Annotated in this window: 20 protein-coding genes and 1 pseudogene; 2 read left to right on the top strand and 19 right to left on the bottom strand. The window is 62.4% G+C overall.

The genetic code is table 11. The features are described 5' to 3' along the window. Nucleotides 1-5: 5 nt before the first annotated feature. Nucleotides 6-1,247 carry a D-amino acid dehydrogenase gene (locus EXW71_RS15105; RefSeq protein ID WP_134659149.1) on the bottom strand — a complete coding sequence of 414 codons (1,242 nt, stop codon included), beginning with the start codon at nucleotides 1,245-1,247 and terminating at the stop codon, nucleotides 6-8. A 106-nt stretch (nucleotides 1,248-1,353) separates the two neighbouring features. Here EXW71_RS15105 and EXW71_RS15100 point away from each other — a divergent pair, with 106 nt between their 5' ends. After that, nucleotides 1,354-2,256, top strand: coding sequence for a LysR family transcriptional regulator (locus EXW71_RS15100; RefSeq protein WP_134659151.1), 903 nt, complete (start codon nucleotides 1,354-1,356; stop codon nucleotides 2,254-2,256). 14 nt (nucleotides 2,257-2,270) lie between these two features. Here EXW71_RS15100 and EXW71_RS15095 read toward each other — a convergent pair whose 3' ends face one another. After that, entirely contained in the window at nucleotides 2,271-2,888 is a 618-nt protein-coding gene (locus EXW71_RS15095; protein WP_123717194.1) for a hemolysin III family protein, read from the bottom strand. 144 nt (nucleotides 2,889-3,032) lie between these two features. On the opposite strand from EXW71_RS15095, the gene EXW71_RS15090 reads away from it, so the two are divergent. Beyond that, the gene (locus EXW71_RS15090; RefSeq protein ID WP_123717193.1) at nucleotides 3,033-3,953 is read left to right on the top strand and encodes a LysR substrate-binding domain-containing protein; all 921 of its coding nucleotides are present in this window, start codon (nucleotides 3,033-3,035) and stop codon (nucleotides 3,951-3,953) included. A 49-nt stretch (nucleotides 3,954-4,002) separates the two neighbouring features. Here the strand turns inward: EXW71_RS15090 and madM are convergent, their stop codons facing one another. The 17 genes and pseudogenes from madM to EXW71_RS15005 form a co-directional block, all read right to left on the bottom strand. Then, nucleotides 4,003-4,767 (bottom strand): malonate transporter subunit MadM, encoded by a 765-nt coding sequence (gene madM, locus EXW71_RS15085; RefSeq protein WP_123717192.1) that lies wholly within the window; start codon nucleotides 4,765-4,767, stop codon nucleotides 4,003-4,005. 1 nt (nucleotide 4,768) lies between these two features. Further along, entirely contained in the window at nucleotides 4,769-5,173 is a 405-nt protein-coding gene (madL, locus tag EXW71_RS15080) for a malonate transporter subunit MadL (RefSeq protein ID WP_123717191.1), read from the bottom strand. Nucleotides 5,174-5,240: 67 nt separating this feature from the next. Next, complete coding sequence (gene mdcH / locus EXW71_RS15075) at nucleotides 5,241-6,140, bottom strand: malonate decarboxylase subunit epsilon (RefSeq protein WP_134659153.1); 900 nt, start codon at nucleotides 6,138-6,140, stop codon at nucleotides 5,241-5,243. Continuing rightward, nucleotides 6,137-6,733 carry a malonate decarboxylase holo-ACP synthase gene (locus EXW71_RS15070; protein WP_134659155.1) on the bottom strand — a complete coding sequence of 199 codons (597 nt, stop codon included), beginning with the start codon at nucleotides 6,731-6,733 and terminating at the stop codon, nucleotides 6,137-6,139. Before EXW71_RS15070 ends, mdcH begins: the two co-directional genes overlap by 4 nt. Then, nucleotides 6,727-7,497: a biotin-independent malonate decarboxylase subunit gamma gene (mdcE, locus tag EXW71_RS15065; RefSeq protein ID WP_134659157.1), complete on the bottom strand. Its 771-nt coding sequence runs from the start codon at nucleotides 7,495-7,497 to the stop codon at nucleotides 6,727-6,729. Before mdcE ends, EXW71_RS15070 begins: the two co-directional genes overlap by 7 nt. After that, nucleotides 7,494-8,336, bottom strand: coding sequence for a biotin-independent malonate decarboxylase subunit beta (locus EXW71_RS15060; RefSeq protein WP_134659159.1), 843 nt, complete (start codon nucleotides 8,334-8,336; stop codon nucleotides 7,494-7,496). The genes mdcE and EXW71_RS15060 overlap by 4 nt, the downstream gene beginning before the upstream one ends. Further along, nucleotides 8,329-8,628: a malonate decarboxylase subunit delta gene (locus EXW71_RS15055; RefSeq protein WP_134659161.1), complete on the bottom strand. Its 300-nt coding sequence runs from the start codon at nucleotides 8,626-8,628 to the stop codon at nucleotides 8,329-8,331. The genes EXW71_RS15060 and EXW71_RS15055 overlap by 8 nt, the downstream gene beginning before the upstream one ends. Next, nucleotides 8,628-9,461, bottom strand: coding sequence for a triphosphoribosyl-dephospho-CoA synthase (locus tag EXW71_RS15050; protein ID WP_134659163.1), 834 nt, complete (start codon nucleotides 9,459-9,461; stop codon nucleotides 8,628-8,630). The genes EXW71_RS15055 and EXW71_RS15050 overlap by 1 nt, the downstream gene beginning before the upstream one ends. Further along, nucleotides 9,462-11,132 (bottom strand): malonate decarboxylase subunit alpha, encoded by a 1,671-nt coding sequence (gene mdcA / locus EXW71_RS15045; RefSeq protein ID WP_123717184.1) that lies wholly within the window; start codon nucleotides 11,130-11,132, stop codon nucleotides 9,462-9,464. It abuts the gene before it with no gap. A 326-nt stretch (nucleotides 11,133-11,458) separates the two neighbouring features. Continuing rightward, nucleotides 11,459-11,752, bottom strand: coding sequence for a hypothetical protein (locus EXW71_RS15040; protein WP_256657128.1), 294 nt, complete (start codon nucleotides 11,750-11,752; stop codon nucleotides 11,459-11,461). Between the two features lie 103 nt (nucleotides 11,753-11,855). Continuing rightward, on the bottom strand, nucleotides 11,856-12,239 hold the full coding sequence (locus tag EXW71_RS15035; protein WP_134659167.1) for a polymorphic toxin type 44 domain-containing protein: 384 nt from the start codon (nucleotides 12,237-12,239) through the stop codon (nucleotides 11,856-11,858). A gap of 255 nt (nucleotides 12,240-12,494) precedes the next feature. After that, nucleotides 12,495-13,092: pseudogene (locus EXW71_RS15030) on the bottom strand (nucleotidyltransferase domain-containing protein). A 61-nt stretch (nucleotides 13,093-13,153) separates the two neighbouring features. Further along, nucleotides 13,154-13,393: a DUF6124 family protein gene (locus EXW71_RS15025; RefSeq protein ID WP_134659169.1), complete on the bottom strand. Its 240-nt coding sequence runs from the start codon at nucleotides 13,391-13,393 to the stop codon at nucleotides 13,154-13,156. A 964-nt stretch (nucleotides 13,394-14,357) separates the two neighbouring features. Continuing rightward, a complete protein-coding gene (locus EXW71_RS15020) occupies nucleotides 14,358-14,813 on the bottom strand; it encodes a chemotaxis protein CheW (protein ID WP_134659170.1) in 456 nt (151 codons plus the stop codon). After that, nucleotides 14,806-20,607 carry an Hpt domain-containing protein gene (locus tag EXW71_RS15015; RefSeq protein WP_134659172.1) on the bottom strand — a complete coding sequence of 1,934 codons (5,802 nt, stop codon included), beginning with the start codon at nucleotides 20,605-20,607 and terminating at the stop codon, nucleotides 14,806-14,808. The genes EXW71_RS15020 and EXW71_RS15015 overlap by 8 nt, the downstream gene beginning before the upstream one ends. A 105-nt stretch (nucleotides 20,608-20,712) precedes the next feature. Further along, the gene (locus EXW71_RS15010; protein ID WP_134659174.1) at nucleotides 20,713-22,764 is read right to left on the bottom strand and encodes a methyl-accepting chemotaxis protein; all 2,052 of its coding nucleotides are present in this window, start codon (nucleotides 22,762-22,764) and stop codon (nucleotides 20,713-20,715) included. Next, a complete protein-coding gene (locus tag EXW71_RS15005; protein WP_134659176.1) occupies nucleotides 22,761-23,285 on the bottom strand; it encodes a chemotaxis protein CheW in 525 nt (174 codons plus the stop codon). The genes EXW71_RS15010 and EXW71_RS15005 overlap by 4 nt, the downstream gene beginning before the upstream one ends. Between the last annotated feature and the right edge of the window lie 12 nt (nucleotides 23,286-23,297).

Genomic DNA, 23,297 nt, shown 5'->3' with positions numbered 1-23,297 from the left:
CATCCTCACGCAGCGCGGGGCGCCAGGCCCCGCATATCAATGGAAGGGACGTGCTGGCCAATCAACTCGGCCAGGAGTTGGCCACTACCGCTGGCCAGGGTAAAACCGAGCGCGCCGTGGCCCAGGTTCAACCATAGGTTGCGATAAACACTGGCACCGATCAGCGGCACGCCGGTCGGGGTGGCCGGACGCATGCCGGCCCATTCGAGCGCGTGGGCGTAGTCGCCGGCCAGAGGAAAAGTCTCCAGCGCCTGACGCTTCATCAATGCCAGGCGCTTGGGTTCAAGCCGGGCGTCAAACCCGACGATGTCCACCATCGCCGCCACCCGCAATTGCTCACCGATGCGTGCGTAGACGATCTTGCGGTCGTAATCGGTAATGCTCACCTGCGGCGCCTGGTGCTGTGGGCCGATGGGCACGCTCAGGCTGTAGCCCTTGAGCGGGTACAGCGGCAGCGATAACCCCGGCAAGCCCAAATCAGCACTGCGATGGCCAGCAGCGAGCACAAGCTGATCCACCGGCATCACCTCATCACCCAGTTCGACGGCCTGCACCGCACCGTTGGCGTGGCGAATCGCAGTCACCCTGCGCCCCACTAAAAACCTGCACCGGCCCGACGCCTCAAGCCGCGCGGCGAGTCGCCGGCAGAAGGCATGACAATCGGCCACTTCTTCGTTCGGTGTGTAAATGCCGCCGACAAAATCACCGCTCGCCAGGGCGGGCTCCAGGCGCACACAATCGGCAGCCGACAGCACCTGCTGCTGGAGAATGTCCGTGACTTTGCTGCGCGCGCGCTCAAACGTCGCCGCGTGGCGGAAGGTCACCAACTTGCCATTACGCCGCCAGTCGAAACCGTCCAGATGATCATCCTCGCGCCACCGCTGCAACGTGCTCTGGCTCAGGCACGCCAGACGCAGCAGGTGCGCGGCATTACGCTGGTTGACTGAGCCACGGCAGGCGCCAAGAAACGCGGCCATCCAGCGCCATTGCCGGCGGTCGAGACGCGGGCGCAGTTTCAGCGGCGAGTCACCGCGCAGCAACCAGCCGATGGCTTGCAGGGGTACACCAGCGTCGGCCAACGGCGCGACATAGCGATAGGACAACTGCCCGCCGTTGGCGAAGCTGGTTTCACTGCCCAGGCTGTCGCGTGCCTCGATCACCGTCACCTCATGGCCCGCGCGCACCAGCGCGTAGGCACTGGCCAAACCGATGACGCCACCGCCAATGATGCACACTCGCCTGGCCATCCCCGCCCCCGTCTTTGAAGTAAGAGGTTTCAGGGTAGAGGCAGGTGACAGGCCACCGACAATGAATAAAGATGGGCTACCTATAAACAAAGGTTATGGACTTGCCATGCGCCTGCGTCATATCGAAATCTTCCAGGCCATCCGCCAGACCGGCTCCATCAGCGCCGCCGCGCAGTTGCTGCATGTCTCGCAACCGGCGGTGACCAAGGTGTTGCAACACGCCGAATTGCAGTTGGGCTTTCCGCTGTTCCTGCGGGTGCGCGGCAAACTGCAGCCCACCCCGGAAGCCCTGGCGCTGGAAAGTGAAGTGGAGAAAGTCACCCAAAGCCTGCAAGGTGTGCGGCGCCTGGCCAAGAGCTTGCGCCGTGAACCCGGGCAAAGCGTGCGCATCGGTGCAATTCCGGCACTCGCATTGTCGTTGTTGCCACCGGCGGTTCTTGAATGGAAACGCGCTTACCCGGACATCGCCTGCGAACTGTCCAGCGACCATAGCCGCGAGCTGGTGCAGAAGCTGTTGATGCGCGAGATCGACCTCGCGCTGACGCTCAACTTCTCCGGCCATCCGGGGCTGACCACTCAGGTGCTGGCCAACGGTGTGCTGGTGGCACTGGCATCCAAAGGCTATTGGCCCGAAACCGAGTTGAGTCAACCGTTACCCTTGGCAGACCTGGCCGGCGCGCCATTGATTGGCTTGTCCAGCGCTGACCCGTTGGCGGCAAAACTCGACAGTTACCTGGAAAACGTCGACCCGGCGCCTCGGGTGACCCTCTCCGTACAGACCTACTCACTGGCCCGTGCCATGGTGGAGTCCGGCGCCGGTCTGACCGTCATCGACCCTTTCACCGCCCTTGGCGCCTCCACTGTCACAACCCGCATCCGCACGCTCACACCGCCGCTGCCCATCACCCTGTACGCCTTGACCCGTGGCGACGAGCCGCCGCCGCATATGTTGGCCAAGCTGCTGGAGATCTTTGGCCTGCGCGCCAGAGAGCTGCTGGAGAGACTGTAGGACCCTGCCGGCCGTCAGATCACGTAGTGCATGATCGCCACGAAGTGCAGCAGGCTGCCGCCGATCACGAACAGATGCCAGATCCCGTGGGAATGCCGCAGCCGGTCCTCCAGGGCAAAGAAGATGATACCGACGGTGTACAACACTCCGCCTGCCGCCAGCCAGGTAAACCCCGCCGTACCCAGCGCAGCGATCAGCGGCTTGACGGCCACCAGCACGATCCAGCCCATCACCGCGTAGATCACGATCGACAGGATGCGCGCCTCGGAGCGCGGCTTGATCTCCTGCAGGATGCCGATCACCGCAAGGCCCCACACGATGCCGAACAATGTCCAACCCCAGGGGCCGCGCAAGGTCACCAGGCAAAACGGCGTGTAGCTCCCGGCAATCAGCAGGTAGATCGAAAAATGGTCGACCTTCTGCATGATCTCTTTTCGTCGCCCGCGCACGCTGTGGTACACGGTCGACGCGCTGTAGAGCACCAACAGCGTAAAGCCATAAATCGCCACGCTGACAATTTTCCAGGGGCTGCCATCCAGGCTCGCCACCACCAACATCCACACTGCACCAATACACGCCGCGACTGTACCGAGCAAATGGCTCCAGGCGTTGAATCGTTCACCGTGGTACATCTGTCACCAACCTCCTATGACTGTTAACAACTGGCGGGTTAGCCTCCGGTCTTGCGCATAAGAGTGCAAGCGTCTTGTGACGTTCCGAGGACGCCACGCGGTTTTGCGGGCACAATCGAGTGCATTCGAACAAGAGTCACGGCCATGCTGATCGACGAAGAATTCACCCTCAAGAAATTGGAAATCTTCCTGGCGTTCATGCGCACCGGCAACCTGGCCCGTGCCGCCGCCGAGCTGCAAACCAGCAACGTCAGTGTGCACCGCGCCATCCATTCCCTGGAAAACGCCCTGCGTTGTCCGCTGTTCAAACACGAAGGGCGCAATCTCACCCCGCTGGAAAGCGCCTATGTGCTGGAAGAACGCGCCCAGAAACTGGTGGCCGATGTGGTCGACAGCGTGCGCCTGACCCGTGAGGCCGCTGGTTTCTCCGCCGAACGCTTCAAGCTCGGTGCGTTGTATTCACTGACCGTGAAGACCGTGCCGCAGCTGATCATGGGCCTGAAAATCCGTCGCAGCGAACTCAATATCGACCTGATCCTGGGCTCCAACTTCGACCTGCTCTACAAGCTCAAGAACATGGAGGTGGACGCGATTCTTATCTCCCTTGACGAACACGCCAACGACCCTGACTGCGAACAGATCGAGCTGTTCTGCGATGACATATTCCTCGCCACCCCGGCCGATTCACCGTTCGATCGCGAACAGCAGATCGACCTCGCCGACGTTCGCGACGCCACCTTCATCACCCTCACCCACGGCTTCGCTACCCACCAGGATGGCAACCGCGTGTTCAAGCAGGCGGGGTTCGAGCCAAAGGTGGCGATGCAGGTAAATGACATCTTCACGTTATTGAGCATGGTCAGTTCGGGAGTCGGGTATGCCCTGCTGCCGGGGCGGATTGCGGCGGTGTACGAGAACCGGGTGAAGTTGATACCGCTGCAACCCAGGTATCGGTTGCAGCAGCATATTGGTGTGGTCTTCTTGAAGGCCAAGGAGCGAGACCCGAATCTGCTCGCGTTGCTGGCGGAGTGTCGGATGTACGCCAACCGGCGGGTGACAGCCTGAGACTCCGCTATCGGGGGCAAGCCCCCGATAGCGCCAGACAAATCTGAGGTCAGCCGACCAAACCACGCACAATGAAGTACAGCACCGAAGGCCCGAGCAGACACCCAAGCCCGGTATGGAACGTCGCGGTCAACGCACCATAAGGCACCAGCCGCCGATCCGTCGCCGCCAACCCCGCCGTCACCCCGCTCACCGTGCCGGCCAGGCCGCCGAACACCATCGCCGAACGTGGGTTATCCAAGCCCATCCAACGCGCCGCCACCGGTGTGCCGACCATTACCAGGATCGCCTTGATCAAGCCGGTGGCAATCGACAACGCCATCACATCCGACGTCGCGCCAATCGCTGCGCCAGTCACCGGGCCGACGATGTAGGTCACCGCGCCGGCGCCGATGGTGGTCATGCTGACCGCATCGCGATAACCAAAGGCCCAGGCCATGCTGGCGCCGACGATAAACGGCAGCACCGTGCCCAGCAACAACGCGATCACGCCGACCAACCCGGCCTTGCGGGCTTCCGTGGCTTGTACTTCAAACGCCGTGGCAACGATGGCGAAATCACGCAGCATTGCCCCGCCCATCAGGCCAATGCCGGAGAACAGCGCCACATCGGCCAGGCCTTTCTGCCCGCCGGTGAGGGTGCCGCCGACCCAGGCCAATACCAGCCCTATGACGATCGCAATCGCCGAGCCATGAATGCGCCCGAAGGTCAGGCGCTTGGACAGCACCACGGAAACCCACATCACCACACCCACGAAGGCAAAGGCGGTGACCAGGCCGTTATGTTCCAGACCTTTCTCGATGAGATCCCACATATCAGCGACCTCCCGCCGGCGCGATCAGCGGCTCTTCATCGGGTAACGGTTCTCCCTTATGAGTGCGACTGATCAGGGCAATCGTGCAACCGCACACCACCACCGAACCAATGGCCGCCAGTACCGCCACCGGCCCGCCGTGCAGGGCCGTGACCACGTTTTGTTGCGCGGCCATCGCCACCACCACGGGGATGTACATGGCGCCCCAGAAGCCCACACCCATCTCGCAGTCCTTGGTCATGCCGCCGCGTTTTTGCATCCACAGGCGGGCGCAGATCAGCAGGATCATCGCAATGCCCACCCCGCCCACGTTGGATTTGACACCCAGCAACACGCCAAGCATGTCGCCTATGATCACGCCCGCAAGCGTGCAGATCGCCAGCAATGCCACACCGTAGATAATCATTGTTGTTGTCCTCAAAGTGCTCGATCGAAATTGTTGTTTTTGTGCTTCGAATGCCTTGGGTGGGGCTTTATCGGTGGCGGCGCTCCTCCTCTTGCAGCAGGGCCTGCAAGGTGTCCAGGCGCGCGCCTTCATAGGCGATCACCGTGCCTTGCTCGAACACGCGGCGTGACAGGCCGGTCAGCACGGAGCCCGGAGGCAATTCGATCTGCAGGCGCACGCCGCGCTCGTAGGCGCTTTGCACGGTGCCGCGCCAATCGACGATGCGGCACATGTTGAAGGCCAGGTCATCGCGCAGCTGCTCGGGGTTGTGGATAGGTCGGGCGCGGGTGCTGCTCAGGTAGGTGATGCGCGGCGTCTTGAGCGCAACGAAGGCTTGCGCCAATACCTGGGCCGGTTGCTCCAGCAGTGCGCAGTGCGACGGCACGCTCACGGCCAGGCGCTTGGCAATGCCGTTGCCTTTGATGCGTTCGGCGACACACTGCATCGCCGCATGGCTGCCGGCGATGACGGTCTGGTTGTCGGCGTTGATATTGGCCAGGTACACCGGGGTTTGCGGGCTGTGGATATCTGCCAGCAAGGCTTCGACGGTGGATAACTGCGGGCCGATGATCGCCGTCATGCCATAACCTTGAGGGTAAGCCTGCTGCATCAGTTCACCGCGCAGGCTGACCAGTTTGACCGCGTCGACAAAATCCAGGGCACCGGCGATAACCGCTGCCGGATAGGCGCCAATGGAGAGGCCCGCCACATAGTCGGGTGTGTGTTGCAACTGGCGGGCGTAGACCACGCCGGCGATCAACAGGCACAGTTGCACGGCGCGCGTCGACTCAAGTGCTTGGGCGGAGTCGAGCTGGCGAACGTCTTCACCCAAGGCATGACTGGCTTCATCCAGGACAACGCCCGGCATTTGCTGGAGCATGCCCGGCCGTTGGGCGCCCTGCCCCGGAAACACCAGCAGGCTGCTCATGCCACGACCTGCCAGGGGTTGAACACGAGGTGCGCACCGCTGGCGGTTTTCAACAACACTCGGCGTGACGGGCCAGCCCATTCGCGTAAAGCGACCGCACCGAATGGCGTCTGCAGTTGCATGTCCACGGCGCACACTGCCGTGTCCAACAACGCCAGCAGGCTCCGTGCATCATTGCGATCAAACGGTTCAGGCGTACGCAGGATCAAATCCAGATCGCTTTGGGCATGCAGCGCTTCGATGCCGGAGGCCAACTCAAAGCCGGCGCTGCCGCCGACACCCCAGTCCAACGACGCCAGCGACGGACGCAGTTGATCGAGCGCGCGCAACGCGGGCAAATCTCGCGATGAACGCACGTCACGCAGTGCTTGCGGCGTGACCCTGCGCTGCACCGATTGCCGGGGCATTACCGTCGCAAAACGTTGCTCGCGCAAACGCCCACGCACACCGACCGCCACAGCGTCCGGCTCGGTGATGGCGCGACGCACCACCACCGGATGGCCGGCGCGGATCGCGTCCCGCACCCAGGTGGGCGCATCAACGGGCAGATGCGCCGGGGTCATGCCCCAGAGCAAATCGTGAGCGTTCACCATTGCTCCCGCAGCAGTTCGCGTACATGACGGGAAGCGGCGCGATTGGCCTGGCCCAGGCGTCCACTCAAGTCGCGGCCATCGATGCCCTTGATGGCACTTACCAGGCATTCGCTGACCCGCGCCACATCCTGCTCGGTAGGCTGTTCAATCTGGCTGACCGACAAGGTCTCCCACAGCAAACCGAGGCTGGCATAACTGTCGATGTCATAGGCCATGGGCGGCACGCTGGCGGCCAGGGCTTCCAATTCTTCGACACTGCGCAGGGTCACCCGCGCGGCAGAGGCCTTGCCCATGGCATGCACCATCACACCCGGGTCGCGCAGGGCGATCAGCCGGTTGGCTTGATAACCGTGGGCGAGAAACGCGCCGGACATGGCCTTGCCCACCAGCAGCGCAATCACCGGATGCCCAGCCAACCGGGCGCGGGCGTAGCTGTCGGCGGCGGCAGCCAGGGCTTGATGAATGCCGAGTGCCTCTTCGCGACGACCGTAGGCCTGGCTGGGTACATCGACGATGGCGATGATCGGACGCTGGTCGCCACCGGCAATGGCGTCATCCACGGCTTTGGCCAGGCCCCAGCCTTCGAGCAAACCGACCTCGCCATTGCGTGCACGGGGAAAGCGGTTTTGTGGGTCGGTGACCACGGCGATAAAGCGCACGGCCTGCCCGTCCAATACGCCGTCGGCGACCCTCAATGAAGCCGGCAAACCTTCAACAGGCGTCGCCCCGGCGCTCAATGCGTTGAACCACTGCAACCCTCTCATGGGCGTTCTCCTTGATACAGCTCGCGCACCGTCGCCGGATCGATCTGCGGCGTGGCATCCAGTTCGGCCAGGCGCGCCAGGTAGTACTCGGTCTGGCGGCTGCGCTGTCGAGCGGGTAAGCCTTGTTGCAGCAGCGCGGTAACGGTCTGCTGAATCTGCTTCACATCGTCCGCGACATAGCGGTCGGCCAGGCCGCTGTTAAAGCGCTGCTCACCCCCGGTGAGGCTCCAGATGAAAGGCCGGTCGCGGGAGTCATACTCATCCAGGCCCGCTTCCTGCTCGATCACCTGCGGACCATTCAAACCCAGGCGTGCTTCGCGGGTGACCACCAGGTAGCTGCACAGCCCAGCCGCGATGGACATACCGCCAAAGCAACCGACACTGCCGGCCACCACTCCGATCACTGGCTGGTACTGACGCAGATCGACAATCGCTGCGTGGATATCGGCAATAGCGGCCAGGCCGAGGTTGGCCTCCTGCAGGCGCACGCCACCGGTTTCCAGCAACAACACGGCACGCGTGGGTACGCCGTTGCGGTTGTCTTCGGCCGCCAGCTCCAGGGCGCCGGCGATTTTGGCGCCACCGACTTCACCGAGACTGCCACCCTGGAAGTTGCCTTCGATGGCCGCAATCACCACCGGCAACCCGGCGATGCTGCCCTTGGCGATTACCACACCATCGTCGGCCTGGGGCACCACGCCCTGGCGACTGAGCCAGGGCGACATCACGCGCTGGAACGGGTCGATCAGTTCGCGAAACGAACCGGTATCCAGCAGCGCCTTGGCCCGCTGCCGAGCACCCAATTCAACGAAGCTGTGTTTAGCGAGCAAGTCAGTCATGGCCGATCTCCTCGAAACCCTGCTCCAGGCGCAAGCGCACCACGCCGGGTGTAGCGCCGAAGTCGTGAATATCAATGTTCAACGCCGGTGGCGTCTGTTCCTGGAAAATCCGCTCAAACAGATGGCGCCAACGCTGTTCAGCACCATTCACCGAGGTCTGCACCTGAATCGTCAGCTTGCCCGCCGTGCCCGGCTCCAACAGCACTTCCAGGTCTCCCGAACCGACACATCCCACCAGCGCACGGCCTTTGGGCGGCTGCCCGGCGGGGAATTCAAAGGATAAGGTTTCCATCACAACGCTCCGTCGAGGCGGTCGATAAACAGGCAGGCGGCCAACAGATCGGCAGCGCCGCCCGGGGAGGCATTCAGGGCCAGCAGTTGAAGGTCCAACTCATGCAGCCGGCGGCGCCCGGCGAGCGTGGCACTGCCACCGGCATCCAGCACGGCTCGGGCACCCCGCTGCATTGCGCTGATACCTTCAGGGCCGGCACGGTAGAGCACACAGGTGTCGGCCAGCTCGGTCATGATCGCCAACAAGGCATCCAGCCGAGCATTCTGCTCACCGACGTTTTGCAGGCGGCTTTTATGCAGTTGCGGCAGGCCGCGTTGCATCACCGAAGGGAAACCGAGTTGGGCTTCTTCACGAGCGCCGCGCGCGCCGTAGCGTTGGGCGACTTGTGCGCCGTGGCTCAAAGGCTGCGGGGCATGACGGTCGTTGAGCAGGGCCAGCCTGGCGGCATTCAGCGTTATAGCGCGTGGTTCCAAGGCTGCGGCGGCGGTGAGCAAACCGAGCGCCCAGATTGCGCCACGATGGGTATTCACGCCTTGGGTGGTAACGAGCATTGCCTGCTCACCTTCACGGCCAATCCGCCCGAGGGCTTCGCGCAGGGGCACACCGACTTCACCGAACTCGATGGCCGCCTCGGCCATCGCCTTGAACGTCGGCCACAGCGACAACGCCGAGGCATGCATCAGGCCCAAGTGCAAATCGCGGTGGGCACCGTTGCCGCGACGGTCCACCAGGGCGGGCTTGGGTGACAGGTCGGCTTCATCGATCAGCGCGTCGACGGCCAGGTCGGCCAGGCGTTCGGCGAGGCTCAGTTCATGCAGTTTGAGTGCGCGCATTTACCAACTCCTGAACTTGGCGGGCGGGTTGTACAAACCACCGGACCATTCCACCAGGTCGGCCACGCTCTTGGCGGCCAACAGTTCGCGGGTGGCGTCGGTGCGACGTATACCGAGGTCTTCGGGCAGGGCGATCAACCCTTCACGACGCATGCGTGCGGTGTCCTTGGGGTTGTGGCGCATGCCGATGGCCGTTACGCCTGCGACGGCGGCGATCATCGCCTGGCGTTCTTCCAGGGAGCGCGCCTTGTAGAGGTAGGCGATGCCTTCTTCAGTGAGCAGGTGGGTGACGTCGTCGCCATAGATCATGATCGGCGCCAGGGGCATGCCGCTTTTACGTGCGACCTCCACCGCGTCGAGGGTGTTGACGAAGGTCGGCTTGCCACCCTCCTGGAAGGTCTCGACCATTTGCACCACAAGCTTTTTGCCGCGCTCGAGCAAGGCTTCCGGCGCGTCGTCGTGGCGCATGTCCAGCCACGCCGGGGTGCCGTGACGACGACCGCGTGGATCGTGCCCCATGTTCGGCGCCCCACCAAACCCTGCGAGACGACCACGGGTCACGGTGGAGGAATGTCCATCGCCATCCACTTGCAGGGTGGCGCCGATAAACAGGTCCACCGCGTATTGGCCGGCGAGTTGGCAGAACATCCGGTTGGAGCGCATCGAGCCGTCACGGCCGGTAAAAAACACATCTGGCCGCGCGGCGATGTAGTTCTCCATACCCAGCTCGGTGCCGAAACAATGCACGCTTTCGACCCAGCCGCTTTCGATGGCCGGGATCAGGGTGGGATGTGGGTTGAGGGTCCAGTTGCGGCAGATCTTGCCTTTGAGGCCGAGGGATTCGCCGTAGGTGGGCAGGATCAGCTCAATGGCGGCCGTGTTGAATCCGATGCCGTGGTTGAGGGACTGCACATTGTGTTTTTCGTAGATGCCACGAATCGCCATCATCGCCATCAGCACATGCACCGGCTTGATGTGGCGCGGGTCGCGGGTGAACAGCGGCTCGATGTAGAACGGCTTGTCGGCCACCACCACGAAATCCACCCAGCTCGCCGGAATATCCACACGGGGCAAGTCGGTAACGTCGTCCACCAACTGATTGACCTGCACGATAACGATGCCATCGCTGAACGCAGCGGGCTCGATCAGCGCCGGAGTGTCCTCGGTGCTGGCGCCGGTGTAGATATTGCCGGCGCGGTCGGCCATGAAACCGGCAGAGAGCACCACATTGGGAATCAGGTCCACCACCAGCCGCGCATAGAGCTCGATGTACGTGTGAATCGCACCGATTTCCAGCAGGCCGTCTTCCAGCAATTGGCTGATGCGCAGGGACTGGGTGCCGGCGAAAGAGAAATCCAGCTTGCGTGCGATGCCTTTTTCAAACAGGTCCAAGTGCTCGGAACGGCCGACACTGGGCATGATCATGTGCAAATCGTGGAGCTTGGCCGGGTCGGCCTTGACCAGGGAGCGCGAGAGGAAATCAGCCTGTTTCTGGTTGTTGCCCTCCAGCACCACGCGGTCGCCGGGGAGGATCAGGGCTTCCAGGGCCTGGACGATCCTGTCACTGGGCAGCACGGCCCCGTCCGCATAATGCTTGACCAGCCCGAGGCGCCGCTGCTTCTCGTCGCGCCGCCGCGTCCAGCGCGAGTCGGGGGTAGTTGTTGTCGTCATGGTCGCTCCACGGGGATTGCTGTTGTGGGCTTACCTTAGGAGTGATTGAGGGGGCCATCAATCAAGCTAATTGGTGGATCGTTACGGCTGGAGTAACGGAAGATCAGTAAACACTGGCATTGAGACAAGTGAAGATCAAAATGTGTGTGCGGGCTTGCGCGCGGACGCGGTACATCAGAGCGCTACCGTTCGCTTGCACGCGAGTAAGGGTGGCGACCGTGCGCAGGTGTGCAAGACCGGGCCTGTTCAGGACACCCAGCAGGTCCGAAGACCTCCTGCGCGCAGGCGCCATAAAGCAGCGCAGGAAAAATCCGAAGCCAGCCGGTCTACAACTTCATGTCGATGCTCACCGCCCCCAACTCTTCAAGCGGGTAGCTACGGTATTCATAGATCCCCCCACGAACAATGAGATGGATGACTCCGTCCACCCGATTCACTTGGACCTCTGGCTCTTTGGTTTTCAGAAAAGGATGCGCCGACACCAATGTCGTGAGTATTTCTTGATCACTGCCCAGATCCTTGTGGACGTAGTACCTGTAGGAAAAGCCCGCCGTAGCGCCCCCCTGATTATTCCGCGCGCCGTAAATGGAGCTTCCGTTATTCAAGGAGTACTTGAGCACGACCTCATCCAACTCCGGTGGACCTGGGCTCATCAACCAACCAACGCCCAAGGATCCGAGACACACCACCAACAGCCCGTGGAGCAAGCCCTGGACCAACCACTTAAAACCCCTGGGTCCTGGCATATTCGATCCCCTCTTTGATCCAATGCTGGTCACTGTGATCATCGCCATACGGCGCATCACCCCACCAGTCTCCAAACTCCGCCCGGGACGTCCCCGCTGCCTTTTGCGCAGCACCAGCCGCTCTCAACAACACGCTTTCCGGTATCCCCAGCACAGTGCCGGTAACACCATAGTTGAAGTTGCCGAACGCCTCGTACTCGCGACTTTTCTGTTTGTAATCCCATGGGCCACGCCCTCTGACCTGTGAATAGAACCACGAATAGGTGAATGCCGAGCCAGGCTTCAAATGCATTCTGCGATTAGTGGCCAGGGCGATATTGTCTTGCAGCGAAACGCCTGGGGGCATTGGTGGAACAGCCATTTGCGAATCCTTGCTGATGGGTTTGAGCCTCAAAAGCTAGCACTCAAAAAACAGCAAAAGCGCCGAGTCCGCACTTACAGAAATTTCAGACAAACATTCGATCCAAGCCTTACGTTTACGAGGCCAGGACAAGAGTTTTTGTAGGATCCCCTGAGTTACCGACATTCGAAACAGAACACTCAGACAGGCTTTTCAGGTTGTTGCTCGGAACCAGCAGCTCTAGCTTTTCCTGCCCAATTTTCCAGGTTTGCCTTGCTATCCATCCGTGGGTTCCAGGGGGTTGCCCCCAATCAAACTGATCTTGTCCTGCCGCATGACCCGCTACAAAACTGTTCCCTGCATTCCATTTGCCGAGCCAGTCTTCAGGGGTGTAAAGCGTCGGGTTGATGGGGCGGCTCAGTTGCTCTTCCAAAGGTATGAGCTGCTCCATGACTTCACTGTAGTTTAGGCTTTCGCCGGTCAGCATCAGATCTATGTCACTGGATGAGTGCGCCTCGCCCTTGGCAATGGAGCCGTAGATAAAGGCCCAGGTTATGTGCTCGGCGAACGGTGCCAGCGCGTTGCACAATGGCTCATCCAGGCTCAGCGTTTTGCGCACAATGGCTAACAGTTCCGAGTAGATCGGGCAGTGGGGGTTGGCCTGGTAGTGGATTTGGTTGCCCTGGCGGGTCATGCTCAAAATACCCGCCAACTGCAGGCGTTCCAGCTCGCGGGTAAGGCTTCCCTTGCCCACCTGGGCCCACCGCGCAATTTCATTGGTGAAGAAACTTTGATCGGGCCTACCGAAAAGCAGGCCCAGTACTTTTTGCTGGGTGGCTGTGAAGAGCGCGGTGCTGAGCGGCAAGGTGTGCATGGCAGCCAACAATAAGTCCCAAAAAGGGAACGATCAGTCCCTTTTTTGGAACGATCAAGTTTTAAGCCGCTGGGGAGGGTGAAATCTGTTCCAGTGCCTGATCCACCAACAATTGCCCCAACTCGGCCATTTGCTGGATCCCGAGCATGATGGCGCGCTGGGAGGTGTTCAGGTCGAAAGCCAAATTGCAGGTAAGTGCATTGAGGGAGGACAGGGTTTCGCTGGCGTTAACCAGCAGGGTTTCGGTGTTTTGGTGAGGGTTTACAGTGAAAAGAGGCAGATTGAGTGTAGGTTTGACCATGGTTTACAGCTCCGATATGTAATGGAGACTGCCCTCTTCCGCTTGCACGCGAATTAAGGTGGCAGCTGTGCGCAGGTGTGCAAGACCGGGCATATCGGACCCCGGCAGACCCCGAAGGATCTCCCGCGCACGGCCGCCATAACAAGTACAGCAGACATAAAAAACGCCCACTGAATGGCTATGGGCGCTGGTGCGCCGACATGTAACCGGACTTGCACGTCCGTGTCACCGTTTTTTGCGATGACGGGACGAAGACTAGGCGCGCCGACTGCACTCGACAAGTTCATGCACGGCCCCAAATCTTGCAGGAAAAATCCGAGAGCCCACCCACATTACTCAAGGCAAAAGCACTTCCCGTGGCGAGGGAGCTTGCTCCCGTTGGACTGCGTAGCAGGCCCATTTTGCGGCCGCTGCGCGGCCGAGCGGGAGCAAGCTCCCTCGCCACAGTGACAGCGTTGCGCTTTAACTGACTGAAGGGCCTCAGGCCTGCCCACACCGCGACACGTTCATGGACGGCCCCAAATCTTGCAGGAAAAATCCGAGAGCCCGCCCACATTACTCAAGGCAAAAGCACTTCCCGTGGCGAGGGAGCTTGCTCCCGTTGGACTGCGTAGTAGGCCCATTTTTGCGGCCGCTGCGCGGCCGAACGGGAGCAAGCTCCCTCGCCACATCTTTAACTGACTGAAGGGCCTCAGGCCTGCCCCACACCGCGACACGTTCATGCACGGCCCCAAATTTTGCAGGAAAAATCCGAGAGCCCACCCACATTACTCAAGGCAAAAGCACTTCCCGTGGCGAGGGAGCTTGCTCCCGTTGGACTGCGTAGCAGGCCCATTTTTGCGGCCGCTGCGCGGCCGAGCGGGAGCAAGCACCCTCACCACAGTGACAGCGTCGCGCTTTAACTGACTGAAGGGCCTTAGGCCTGCCCCGCACTTTGATGCGTACAAGGCTTGAACAGAGCACGTCAGGCCAGGCCGGACTCGACCAGCAGCGCCTCCAGCCCCATCAAGTCCGGCACCTTCGCCACATGCTCCCCCACCTGCACCGCCGCCAACTCCAGGGGGCACAGCGGCACATCCACATAACTCAACTGGCTGTCGAGCTTGTACGAGCGGGGAATCCCCTGGATCACCATCGCAATGAACTTCAATGTCGGCCGCCCACCCAGCGTATTCAGCACCACGATCCGCGAGCGTTCGCTCGTGACGATGGCTTCACCGCACACCGCTTCAAAACTGATCAATGGCAACTGCCGATCGCGCCAGCTGACTTGCCGCAAATACCACGGCGGTGCATCGCTGGCCGGTTCTCCGCGTTGGAAGTCGATGAGTTCGGCCACGGCGACGTTGGGCAGCACCAGAGGGCGGTCCGCCAGGGGCAGCAGCAGGCCGGTGACTTGGCTGGCGCGGTGGTCAAGCATGGGACTTGCTCCAATAGGCGATGCTTTCCAGCAGCACCGACTCTTGATACGGCTTGCCGAGGTAGTCGTTGACGCCAATGGCCATGGCGCGGTCGCGGTGTTTCTGGCCGGTGCGCGAGGTGATCATGATGATCGGCAGGCGCATCAGACGCGGGTCGTTGCGCACCTGGATCGCCACTTCGAAGCCGTCCATGCGGGGCATTTCGATGTCGAGCAGCATCAGGTCCGGGGTGTGTTCCTCGAGCACCGCAATGGCGTCGATGCCGTCCTTGGCGGTGAGCACGTTCATGCCGTTGCGCTCCAGCAGGCGACTGGTGACTTTGCGCACAGTGACCGAGTCGTCCACCACCAATACCAGCAGCGGGCGCTTTTTTTGCGGGTCGTTGAGCATCAGCGGGGCATCGACTACCTGGGCCGGCAAGGCCGGCTGCCGGGCGCGGATATGCGCGAGCAAGTCGATGATCAGCACTACGCGACCGTCACCCAGGATAGTCGCGCCGGACAAGCCCTGCACGCCCGCAAACTGTGGCCCCAGGCCCTTGACCACGATCTCTCGCGTACCGGCCATGGCATCCACATGCACCGCCACGTGACGCTCATTGCATTGCACCAGCAGCACCGGTACCGGCTGGTATTGGCCGAGCAGCTTCGGGCGGGCGACGGTGTGCAACAGGTCGCCAAGGTAGAACAGTTCGTAGCGCTGGCCGGCGTATTCATAAAACGGCGGGTCTTGCTGATAGTGCCCGGCCAGCTCATGGGGCAGCACACGCACCAACCCTTCGATGGTGTTGAGCGGGATCGCGTATTGATCGTCGGCGCATTGCACCATCAGCGCGCGGTTGACCGATACGGTAAACGGCAGGCGAATGCGAAAGTGCACGCCCATGCCCGGTGTCGAGTCGATCACCATCGAGCCGCCCAGCTGGCGCACTTCTTCATGCACTACGTCCATACCTACGCCGCGCCCGGAAATCTGCGTGATCTTTTCCGCGGTGGAAAAGCCTGGCTGCAGAATGAACTGCAACACATCGCGGTCGCTGATTTCCTGCTGAGGGGCGAGCAGGCCGCGCTTGATCGCCTTGCGTCGCACCGCGTCCAAGGGCACCCCGGCGCCGTCGTCGCGCATGTCGAAGACAATGTCGCCACCTTCGTGGGTCAGGTCCAGGGTGATGCGACCCTTTTCCGGCTTGCCGGCCGAAAGCCGCACCTCGCGGGACTCCAGGCCGTGGTCGACGGCGTTGCGCAACATGTGCTCCAGCGGCGCGACCATGCGTTCCAGCACGTTGCGGTCCATCTCGCCTTCAGCATTGCCGACCACAAATTCCACGTCCTTGCCCAACTCCTCCGCCACCTGCCGCACGATACGCTTGAGGCGCGGCAGCATGCGTTCAAACGGCACCATGCGCGTGCGCATCAAGCCTTCCTGCAACTCGGTGTTGATGCGTGCTTGTTGTTGCAACAGGTCGTAAGCGTCCTGATTGCGGCGGTCGAGGGTTTCCTTGAGGTCCAGCAGGTCGGACGCCGACTCGGACAGCGCCCGCGACAGCTGCTGCAACTGCGAATGGCGGTCCATCTCCAACGGGTCGAATTCTTCATAGCCCAGGCGCTCAGCCTCGGCCTGCTGGCGGCTGAGGATGCGTCCCTGGGTTTCAGTGTCGAGGCGGCGCAACTGGTCGCGCATGCGCTCGATGGTGGTCTCCACCTCATTAAGGGCGATGCGCGCGTCATTGACTTGCTGCTCGATACGACCATGGAGGATCGAGGTTTCGCCGGCCAGGTTAACCAGATCGTCCAGCAGGTCGGCGGAGATTTTCACCATGTCCGCCGCCGGGTCGACGGCCGCTTCGGTCTTGCCGCCGGGCAAGGCGACCGCTACCAACGGTTCGTCGCCGGGTTGCACCAGGCTCTTGATGCGCCCGATGAGCTTGTCCACCGAGCCCACCGGCAGCCCATCCGCCACGGCGTCGATCATCTGCGCCAGCCGGTCATGACAGCCTTGCAGTAACGCGAACAGCTCGGGGGACGGCGCCAGCTGGCCGGCGGATACCCCCTCGCAGAGAAACTCCAGCTCATGGGCCAGGTCGCCAATCGGCCCGATCTCGACCATGCGTGCGCCACCCTTGAGGGTATGCAGGTCGCGCAGCAGGGTTTCCACCTCCTGACGATTATTCGGCTCGGCCTGCCAACGCGCCAGCGCACTGCCGGAGCTTTCGAGAATGTCGGCGGCCTCTTCGAGGAAGATATCCAGCAGTTCCGGGTCGGCGCCCTGGGTACGCGGCGCGGGGGCGGCAAGGGTCGCAGTACCGCCCTGGCGCAACGCGCGCAGCTTGGCGACCAGTTCGGTACTGTCGCTCAAGGGCTGGTGGTGTTGCAGCTCTTCGAGTTGCAAGGCCAGCCGTTCGTGGCAGGCCATCAGCACCTGGGACAGCTCGGTGGAATAACTGTAGCGGCGGTCCACCAGGCCTTCATAAAGGCCTTCCAGCTCATGCGCCAGGTCGCCGATCGGGCCTATTTCGGCCATGCGCGCACCGCCCTTGAGGGTGTGCAAATCGCGTTGCAATGACGACAAGGGCGCGGCGCTGCCGGGCTCCAGCAACCAGCGTTTGAGGGACTGCCCGGCGCTGTCGAGGATGTCGACCGCTTCTTCCAGGAAGATCTCGACGAGTTCATCGTCCATGGCCGTGTCGTGATCCAGCCGTGCAGTCGCGGCGCCCAGTTCGGTAATACTCAAGGCGTGGCTGCCGTCACGTTTGATCAGGCCGGTGGCGGATGGGTCGAGAGCCTCATCCAGCAATTCGCGCAAGGCTTCGACCCGTGCCGGCGCCGGGCTGATTTCCTGGCCGGCGGCCAGTTGGTCGAGCATGTTGATCAGCGCTTCATGGGCCTGCTCGGCCTCTTGGAAAAACCGTTCGCTGACCGCCAGGCTGCTCTCTTCCACGGCGCCATACAGGTCGAGCAAGGCTTCGCAGAGTTCGTCGATACTGTGCAGGTCGGCGACGTGCGCGCCCTCGCCCAGGGTGGTCAACTCGTCCAGCAGCGCCGTCAGTTCCTGACGCTCGCCAGGATGCTGCTGCCAGCGACGCAACAGGTTTTCGGCGTCGAGCAGGATATCCATGCCCTGGGCCAGGAAGTTGCTGATCAGTTGCGGGTCGCGCTTGATACGCAGGCCGGTAGGTGCCTCGAGCAATGCCTGGAGTTGATGATCGAGCAGGCTTTGGATGCGGCCGATCAGCGCCTGCGCGCCTTTTATCGGCGCCAGAGGGTCGCTGTCCAAGGCGCTCAGCCCACGTTGAAACAAGCCTTCGGCCTCCAGCAGCAACTCCACCTCGTCCAGGTCCAACGGCAGGCGATGGGCTTTGTATTCACGGGTCAGGTGGTCAAGGGGGCGCGCCAGTTCGGCGATGGGCAGCACGCCGGCCATGTAGGCGCTGCCTTTGAGCGTGTGCAGGGCGCGTTGCAACTCATCGCTGACCTGCAGCGGCATGTGCTCGGAGGCTTGTTGCAGGAAGTGGTTGAGGCTGTCCAGATGGCTCTGGGCCTCGTTGCGGAAGATTTCCAGCAACATCGGGTCATGGGGCCTGGCGCCGCTGGCCAGGGCATGGGCGCGGGCGGCCAGGGCGTCGACTTCATCGCGCTGGCGCTGCTCGTCGCTGGCGAAATCGGCGACCAATGTCGGCAACAGGGCCACCGCCTCATCCAGTACCTGTTGCACTTCAATGCCAGGGGCCACGCTGCGTTCCAGCACGCGATTGAGCAGGTTTTCCACCGCCCAGGCCAGCTCGGCGAGTACCAGGGCGCGCACCATGCGACCGCTGCCCTTGAGGGTGTGGAAGGCACGGCGCATTTCGCCCTGGGCGGTTTTGTCGGCACTGTCCGGCAGGTGGCGATGCAGTACGTCGAGCACTTCGTCGACTTCTTCGAGGAAGACCTCGCGCAGCTCATCGTCAATCGGCTCTTCGTCGGCCGGTGGCGGCAGCAAGCTACCGGGACGGTGCTGGGCCGGCGGGTTCAAGCGCGAGGCCGGGCTGGCCAACGCATCGAATTGAGACTGGCTGGAGGTGTTCTCGGCCGACAATGCCCCATCGGGCGCGGCCAGCGCCTGGCGCCAAGGCTTTTCGGCAGGCAGGTAGCCGAGCGCGGCAAGGCCTTGGGTCGCCAGCTCCAGCACCCGTTCACCCGAAGCATCAGGGTCCTGGAGCATGCGTTCCAGGTAGTACTCCAGGCTGCTGACCACCTCGGCAAAGTACCCCAGCTGCGCCTCGGAGGGTGGGCTGTCGCTGACCATCAACTGTTCATCGACGTAATTCGAGCAACCCCGCATCAGGCTGGCCGCCCGCGGCAGGGGAATCATCGCCAGCGCACCACGCACCTGGCTCAACAGTTGCGGCAGCGACTCCAGGCGCTGGCGATCCCAGTGGGCTTCGATGCAGTCGATGACCAGTTCCTGGGCTTGCCTCAGGCACTGGCAGGATTCGCGAATCACCAGTTGGTGAATCTGCGTCAGGTCGGTCGTGGGCAGACGGCTTTCTTCACGGCTTTGCGGTTCCACGGTGCCAACCATGCCTGCCAGTGTGGCTTCGACGTACAGCAAGGCGCCGGCAACGTCCATCAACACCGCGTCGTTCGGTTCGCGCTGGCCTTGGACAAGACTGAGTACTACAGCCAGTTGATCGATGATCACCTTTCGCGGTTGGCCGAAACCCAGTACCGCCAGGGTATCGGCAATCTGCCGCAGCGGCCCCAGCAACGCATCGAGGTCACTGGTGTGTTGGCGGTCGCTGCGCACGAACAGATCCAGACGTTCCTTGACCCGCACCAGCTCTTCACACAAAGCGCCGAGCACCGACCCCATGCCGTCGCGATCCGGCCCGGCCAGGCGCGCGCGCTCGGCGTCGACCACGGCGCTGTCGGGCAAGGCTTCGTCCAGGCCGTAGCGTTCCTTGAGGCTTTGCATGCGCGGCGTCGGCCGGGTGACCTTGGCCACGTAGAACAGCAGGCTCTTGAGCAGGTCATCCGGCGCCGGCTGGTTGATCCCGGCGATGCCCTGGGCCAGCAGGCGCTTGAGTTGTTTGTCACTGGCCTTGAGCAGGCTGCGCAAGGCCGGGCTGTTGGCGATCACACCGGTGAGCATGCCTTCGACCAGCGCCGAAGTAACTTGCCACAACGGCAACAACGGCGCGCCCTGGCACAACGCTTCGAGGCGCGCGAAGACGCGTGCCATGTCCACCAGGTTGCTGGGGCCGTGATCCTCACGCAGCAGGCCGGCCAAGGCTTGTTGCAGCAGTTGGTGCCACTGGCGCAGTTGCTCGTGAAGCTCAGGCGGAGCACGTTGCGCCAGGACCTCATCGGGCAACGGTGCAATCGTCAGCAGTTGCGGGCTGAACAGGCTGGTTTCCGACAGCAGGCTTTCACCGCGCGCACTGCGCAGGTCGTTGAGCAACGGCAACACCACCAATGGCAGGTCACGACGGGCGCTATGGACGCGGTCCAGATACAACGGCAATTGGCCAAGGGCCTGTTGCAGCAGGCGAATGCTTTCATCGCGCTGGCTGACACGCCCGGCCTGGAACGCCAGGGCCAGCTCTTCGAGCTCTTCGGCGAGCAAGGCGGCACCGTAGAATTCGACCATTTGCAGCGCGCCATGCACTTGGTGAATGCCGGCCAGGCACTCGTCGATCGTGTCGCCGTCGCCGGTTTCGACAAACGCGTCCAGCGCAGAACGAGCCTGTTTCAAGGTTTCGGCAATGTCGCCCTTGACCCATTCGAGGGCCACGTAGTCGTGCCGATCAACCATAACTGCTCCGCTTAGAATTCATGAATTGCTGGTGTTGCCAGGATTTCGACAGCCATGGAGAGCCCGTGTGGAAAGGGCCAAGCCCTCCCACGTGTCGGCTGCATTTCAATCATCGACCTGTTTGGCGGCGGGCAACGTGAAACCCGACACCGAGCGCCGCAACTGACTGGCCATTTTTGCCAGGTTACCAATGCTTTCCGCAGTGGCGGTGGAGCCCGACGACGTCTGGGTGGTGATCTGTTGGATCACATTCATGGTCAGGGAAATCTGCCCCGCCGACGACGTCTGCTGCTGCGCCGCATTGGAGATGCTCTGAATCAGCGCTGCCAGGGTCTTCGACACACCTTCGATCTCTTCCAGCGCCACCCCGGCGTCATGGGCCAGCCGCGCGCCGCGTACCACTTCGGTGGTGGTCTGTTCCATGGAGATCACCGCTTCGTTGGTGTCGGCCTGGATCGCCCGCACCAGGGTTTCGATTTGCCGCGTCGCTGCCGACGACCGCTCGGCCAGCCGTTGCACTTCATCGGCCACCACCGCAAACCCGCGCCCGGCATCACCGGCCATGCTCGCCTGGATCGCAGCGTTGAGGGCGAGGATGTTGGTCTGGTCGGCGATATCATCGATCAGGCTGACAATATCGCCGATTTCCTGGGACGACTCGCCCAGGCGCTTGATGCGCTTGGCGGTGTCCTGGATCTGCTCGCGAATGTTGTCCATCCCGTGGATGGTGTTATGCACCACCTCGTTGCCCTTGTTGGCGATCTCCACCGAGCGCTCCGCTACCGCCGAGGATTCGGCGGCGTTGGCCGATACCTGATCGATGGACTGGGCCATCTGCTTGATCGCGGTGGACGCCTCGGCGATCTGCTGGGCCTGATGTTCCGAGGCTTGGGCCAGGTGCATGGCAGTGGCCTGGGTGTCCTGCACCGCACCGGCGACTTGCCCGGCAGTGAGGTTGATGGTGGCTACCAGGTCGCGCAATTGGTCCACGGAGTAGTTGATGGAGTCGGCAATGGTGCCGGTGAAATCCTCGGTCACCGAGGCGGTGACGGTCAGGTCGCCGTCGGCCAAATCTTCGATTTCGTCGAGCAGGCGCATGATCGCGTTCTGGTTGCGCTCGTTTTTCTCGGCGGTCTCATGCAGTTGTCGGTTGGTTTCGCGCACCATCACCAAGCCGATCAGGATGATCGAGGCCAGCGCCAGCAGGCCCAGCACGTAGCCGCCAATGGTGTCGAGGCTGCGCCCGCCGGCGAGGTTTTCAAACCCGGTGGCCAGGTGCGAGGCTTCATCGAGCAGGGTTTGCGAGAGGTTGAAGATGTTGCTGGCCGAAGCACGCACCTGGAACAGTTGCGGCGAGGTTTCAAGGATCTCATCCACGGAGCCTGAGACGAACTCGAACAGCTCGGCAATTTCCGCCAGCCGCGCCCGGGCGTCGTGGTCCTCGACCTGGCTGATGCGCAAGCCGGGGTTGCCCTGGAGCATGCCATTGAGTACCTCGCCGAAACGGTTGGCATCACGGCCAAAGGCATCGGCGGCCTGTACCGAGGTATCGTCACCGGCCAGCACCGTATTCACTGCGCCCAGGATACGTTCAGCCAGCAGCGACTGGCGTTGAGCCAACACCACCTGGCTGGCCGGGGCGCCGCGTTGCAGAAGGATGTCGACGACCTTTTCCGACTCCATCTGCAACTGTGGCACAGTCTCGGCCAGGGTCGCGGCCACTTGGTGCAGGGACAATACGGTCTGTTCGCTGGCAAGGATCGCGTCGGTGTTTTTCAGCAGCGCTTCCCAGTCGGTCTGCACCGCGCGCATTTCGGCGTGCACCGCGTGGGGCGCCGCCGGCAGGCCGGTTTGCGGATCACCTTTTTTCAGGTAACCCCAGCGCTGGGCAAAGTCGTTGCGCGCATCGCCCAGCAGCTTGAACGCCGCCGCCTTGCCGGCAGCGGCTTCGGTGGCGTTCTTGGCGATACGCTGGGACAGCACGCGCAATTCACCGGCGTGGCCGATGTATTGCTTGTCGTAGGTGGACTGGGTGTTGAGGTACGCGAAGTTGGCAAACAGCAGCATGATGAACACGATCAACGCGATAAACAGCACGATGATCTGTGAACGGCTGCGCGACCCAGCCTCGGGTTTGGGGGTGGTGACGGTGGTCATGCGGCAACATCCATGAAACCTGGGGCCTGGGCCAAAGCGAATGGGCTGAAAACCTGCCACACCGGGTCGCCGTCGAACTGGCCCTGGATAAATGGCGCGCCGGGGTTGGCACTTGCCATTAATGCGTCTTGCGCGAAATGCTGCATGCCCACCACCTCGTCCACCAGCAGCCCGACAAACAGGTCGTTGAACTCCACCACCAGCACGCGTCGCTGCCTGGGCGCCGGGGACCGCTCAAGGCCGAGGAACCCGCCCAGATCCATCACCGGCAGCAGGCGCCCGCGCAGGTTGGCCACGCCCTTGACCCAGGGTTTGACCCCCGGCATCAAGGTGCAACGCGGCTCATGCAACACCTCGGCGACTTCGCCCATGGGCGCCACATACCCATTTGCTCCCACGCGAAAGGCGATCCCGCTCCAGCGCTGCTGGCGGGCTTCCTGGGACGGCAGGTCGGCGGCCAGCAGGCGGCAGCGGCGGTCGATGTCCAGCAGCAATTCGAAGGCGGTTTGCGACTCGGTCATGATGGTGAACCG

This window comes from Pseudomonas sp. BCA17 (genome assembly GCF_004519405.1).
Taxonomy (GTDB): Bacteria; Pseudomonadota; Gammaproteobacteria; order Pseudomonadales; family Pseudomonadaceae; genus Aquipseudomonas.
This window is presented reverse-complemented; position numbering and strand designations above follow the sequence as displayed.

Bases quoted from the DNA above. Each gene is read 5' to 3' on its own strand.
- EXW71_RS15105 (WP_134659149.1), bottom strand. From the start codon at position 1,247: ATGGCCAGGCGAGTGTGCATCATTGGCGGTGGCGTCATCGGTTTGGCC.
- EXW71_RS15100 (WP_134659151.1), top strand. From the start codon at position 1,354: ATGCGCCTGCGTCATATCGAAATCTTCCAGGCCATCCGCCAGACCGGC.
- EXW71_RS15095 (WP_123717194.1), bottom strand. From the start codon at position 2,888: ATGTACCACGGTGAACGATTCAACGCCTGGAGCCATTTGCTCGGTACA.
- EXW71_RS15090 (WP_123717193.1), top strand. From the start codon at position 3,033: ATGCTGATCGACGAAGAATTCACCCTCAAGAAATTGGAAATCTTCCTG.
- madM (WP_123717192.1), bottom strand. From the start codon at position 4,767: ATGTGGGATCTCATCGAGAAAGGTCTGGAACATAACGGCCTGGTCACC.
- madL (WP_123717191.1), bottom strand. From the start codon at position 5,173: ATGATTATCTACGGTGTGGCATTGCTGGCGATCTGCACGCTTGCGGGC.
- mdcH (WP_134659153.1), bottom strand. From the start codon at position 6,140: ATGAGCAGCCTGCTGGTGTTTCCGGGGCAGGGCGCCCAACGGCCGGGC.
- EXW71_RS15070 (WP_134659155.1), bottom strand. From the start codon at position 6,733: ATGGTGAACGCTCACGATTTGCTCTGGGGCATGACCCCGGCGCATCTG.
- mdcE (WP_134659157.1), bottom strand. From the start codon at position 7,497: ATGAGAGGGTTGCAGTGGTTCAACGCATTGAGCGCCGGGGCGACGCCT.
- EXW71_RS15060 (WP_134659159.1), bottom strand. From the start codon at position 8,336: ATGACTGACTTGCTCGCTAAACACAGCTTCGTTGAATTGGGTGCTCGG.
- EXW71_RS15055 (WP_134659161.1), bottom strand. From the start codon at position 8,628: ATGGAAACCTTATCCTTTGAATTCCCCGCCGGGCAGCCGCCCAAAGGC.
- EXW71_RS15050 (WP_134659163.1), bottom strand. From the start codon at position 9,461: ATGCGCGCACTCAAACTGCATGAACTGAGCCTCGCCGAACGCCTGGCC.
- mdcA (WP_123717184.1), bottom strand. From the start codon at position 11,132: ATGACGACAACAACTACCCCCGACTCGCGCTGGACGCGGCGGCGCGAC.
- EXW71_RS15035 (WP_134659167.1), bottom strand. From the start codon at position 12,239: ATGGCTGTTCCACCAATGCCCCCAGGCGTTTCGCTGCAAGACAATATC.
- EXW71_RS15025 (WP_134659169.1), bottom strand. From the start codon at position 13,393: ATGGTCAAACCTACACTCAATCTGCCTCTTTTCACTGTAAACCCTCAC.
- EXW71_RS15020 (WP_134659170.1), bottom strand. From the start codon at position 14,813: ATGCTTGACCACCGCGCCAGCCAAGTCACCGGCCTGCTGCTGCCCCTG.
- EXW71_RS15015 (WP_134659172.1), bottom strand. From the start codon at position 20,607: ATGGTTGATCGGCACGACTACGTGGCCCTCGAATGGGTCAAGGGCGAC.
- EXW71_RS15010 (WP_134659174.1), bottom strand. From the start codon at position 22,764: ATGACCACCGTCACCACCCCCAAACCCGAGGCTGGGTCGCGCAGCCGT.
- EXW71_RS15005 (WP_134659176.1), bottom strand. From the start codon at position 23,285: ATGACCGAGTCGCAAACCGCCTTCGAATTGCTGCTGGACATCGACCGC.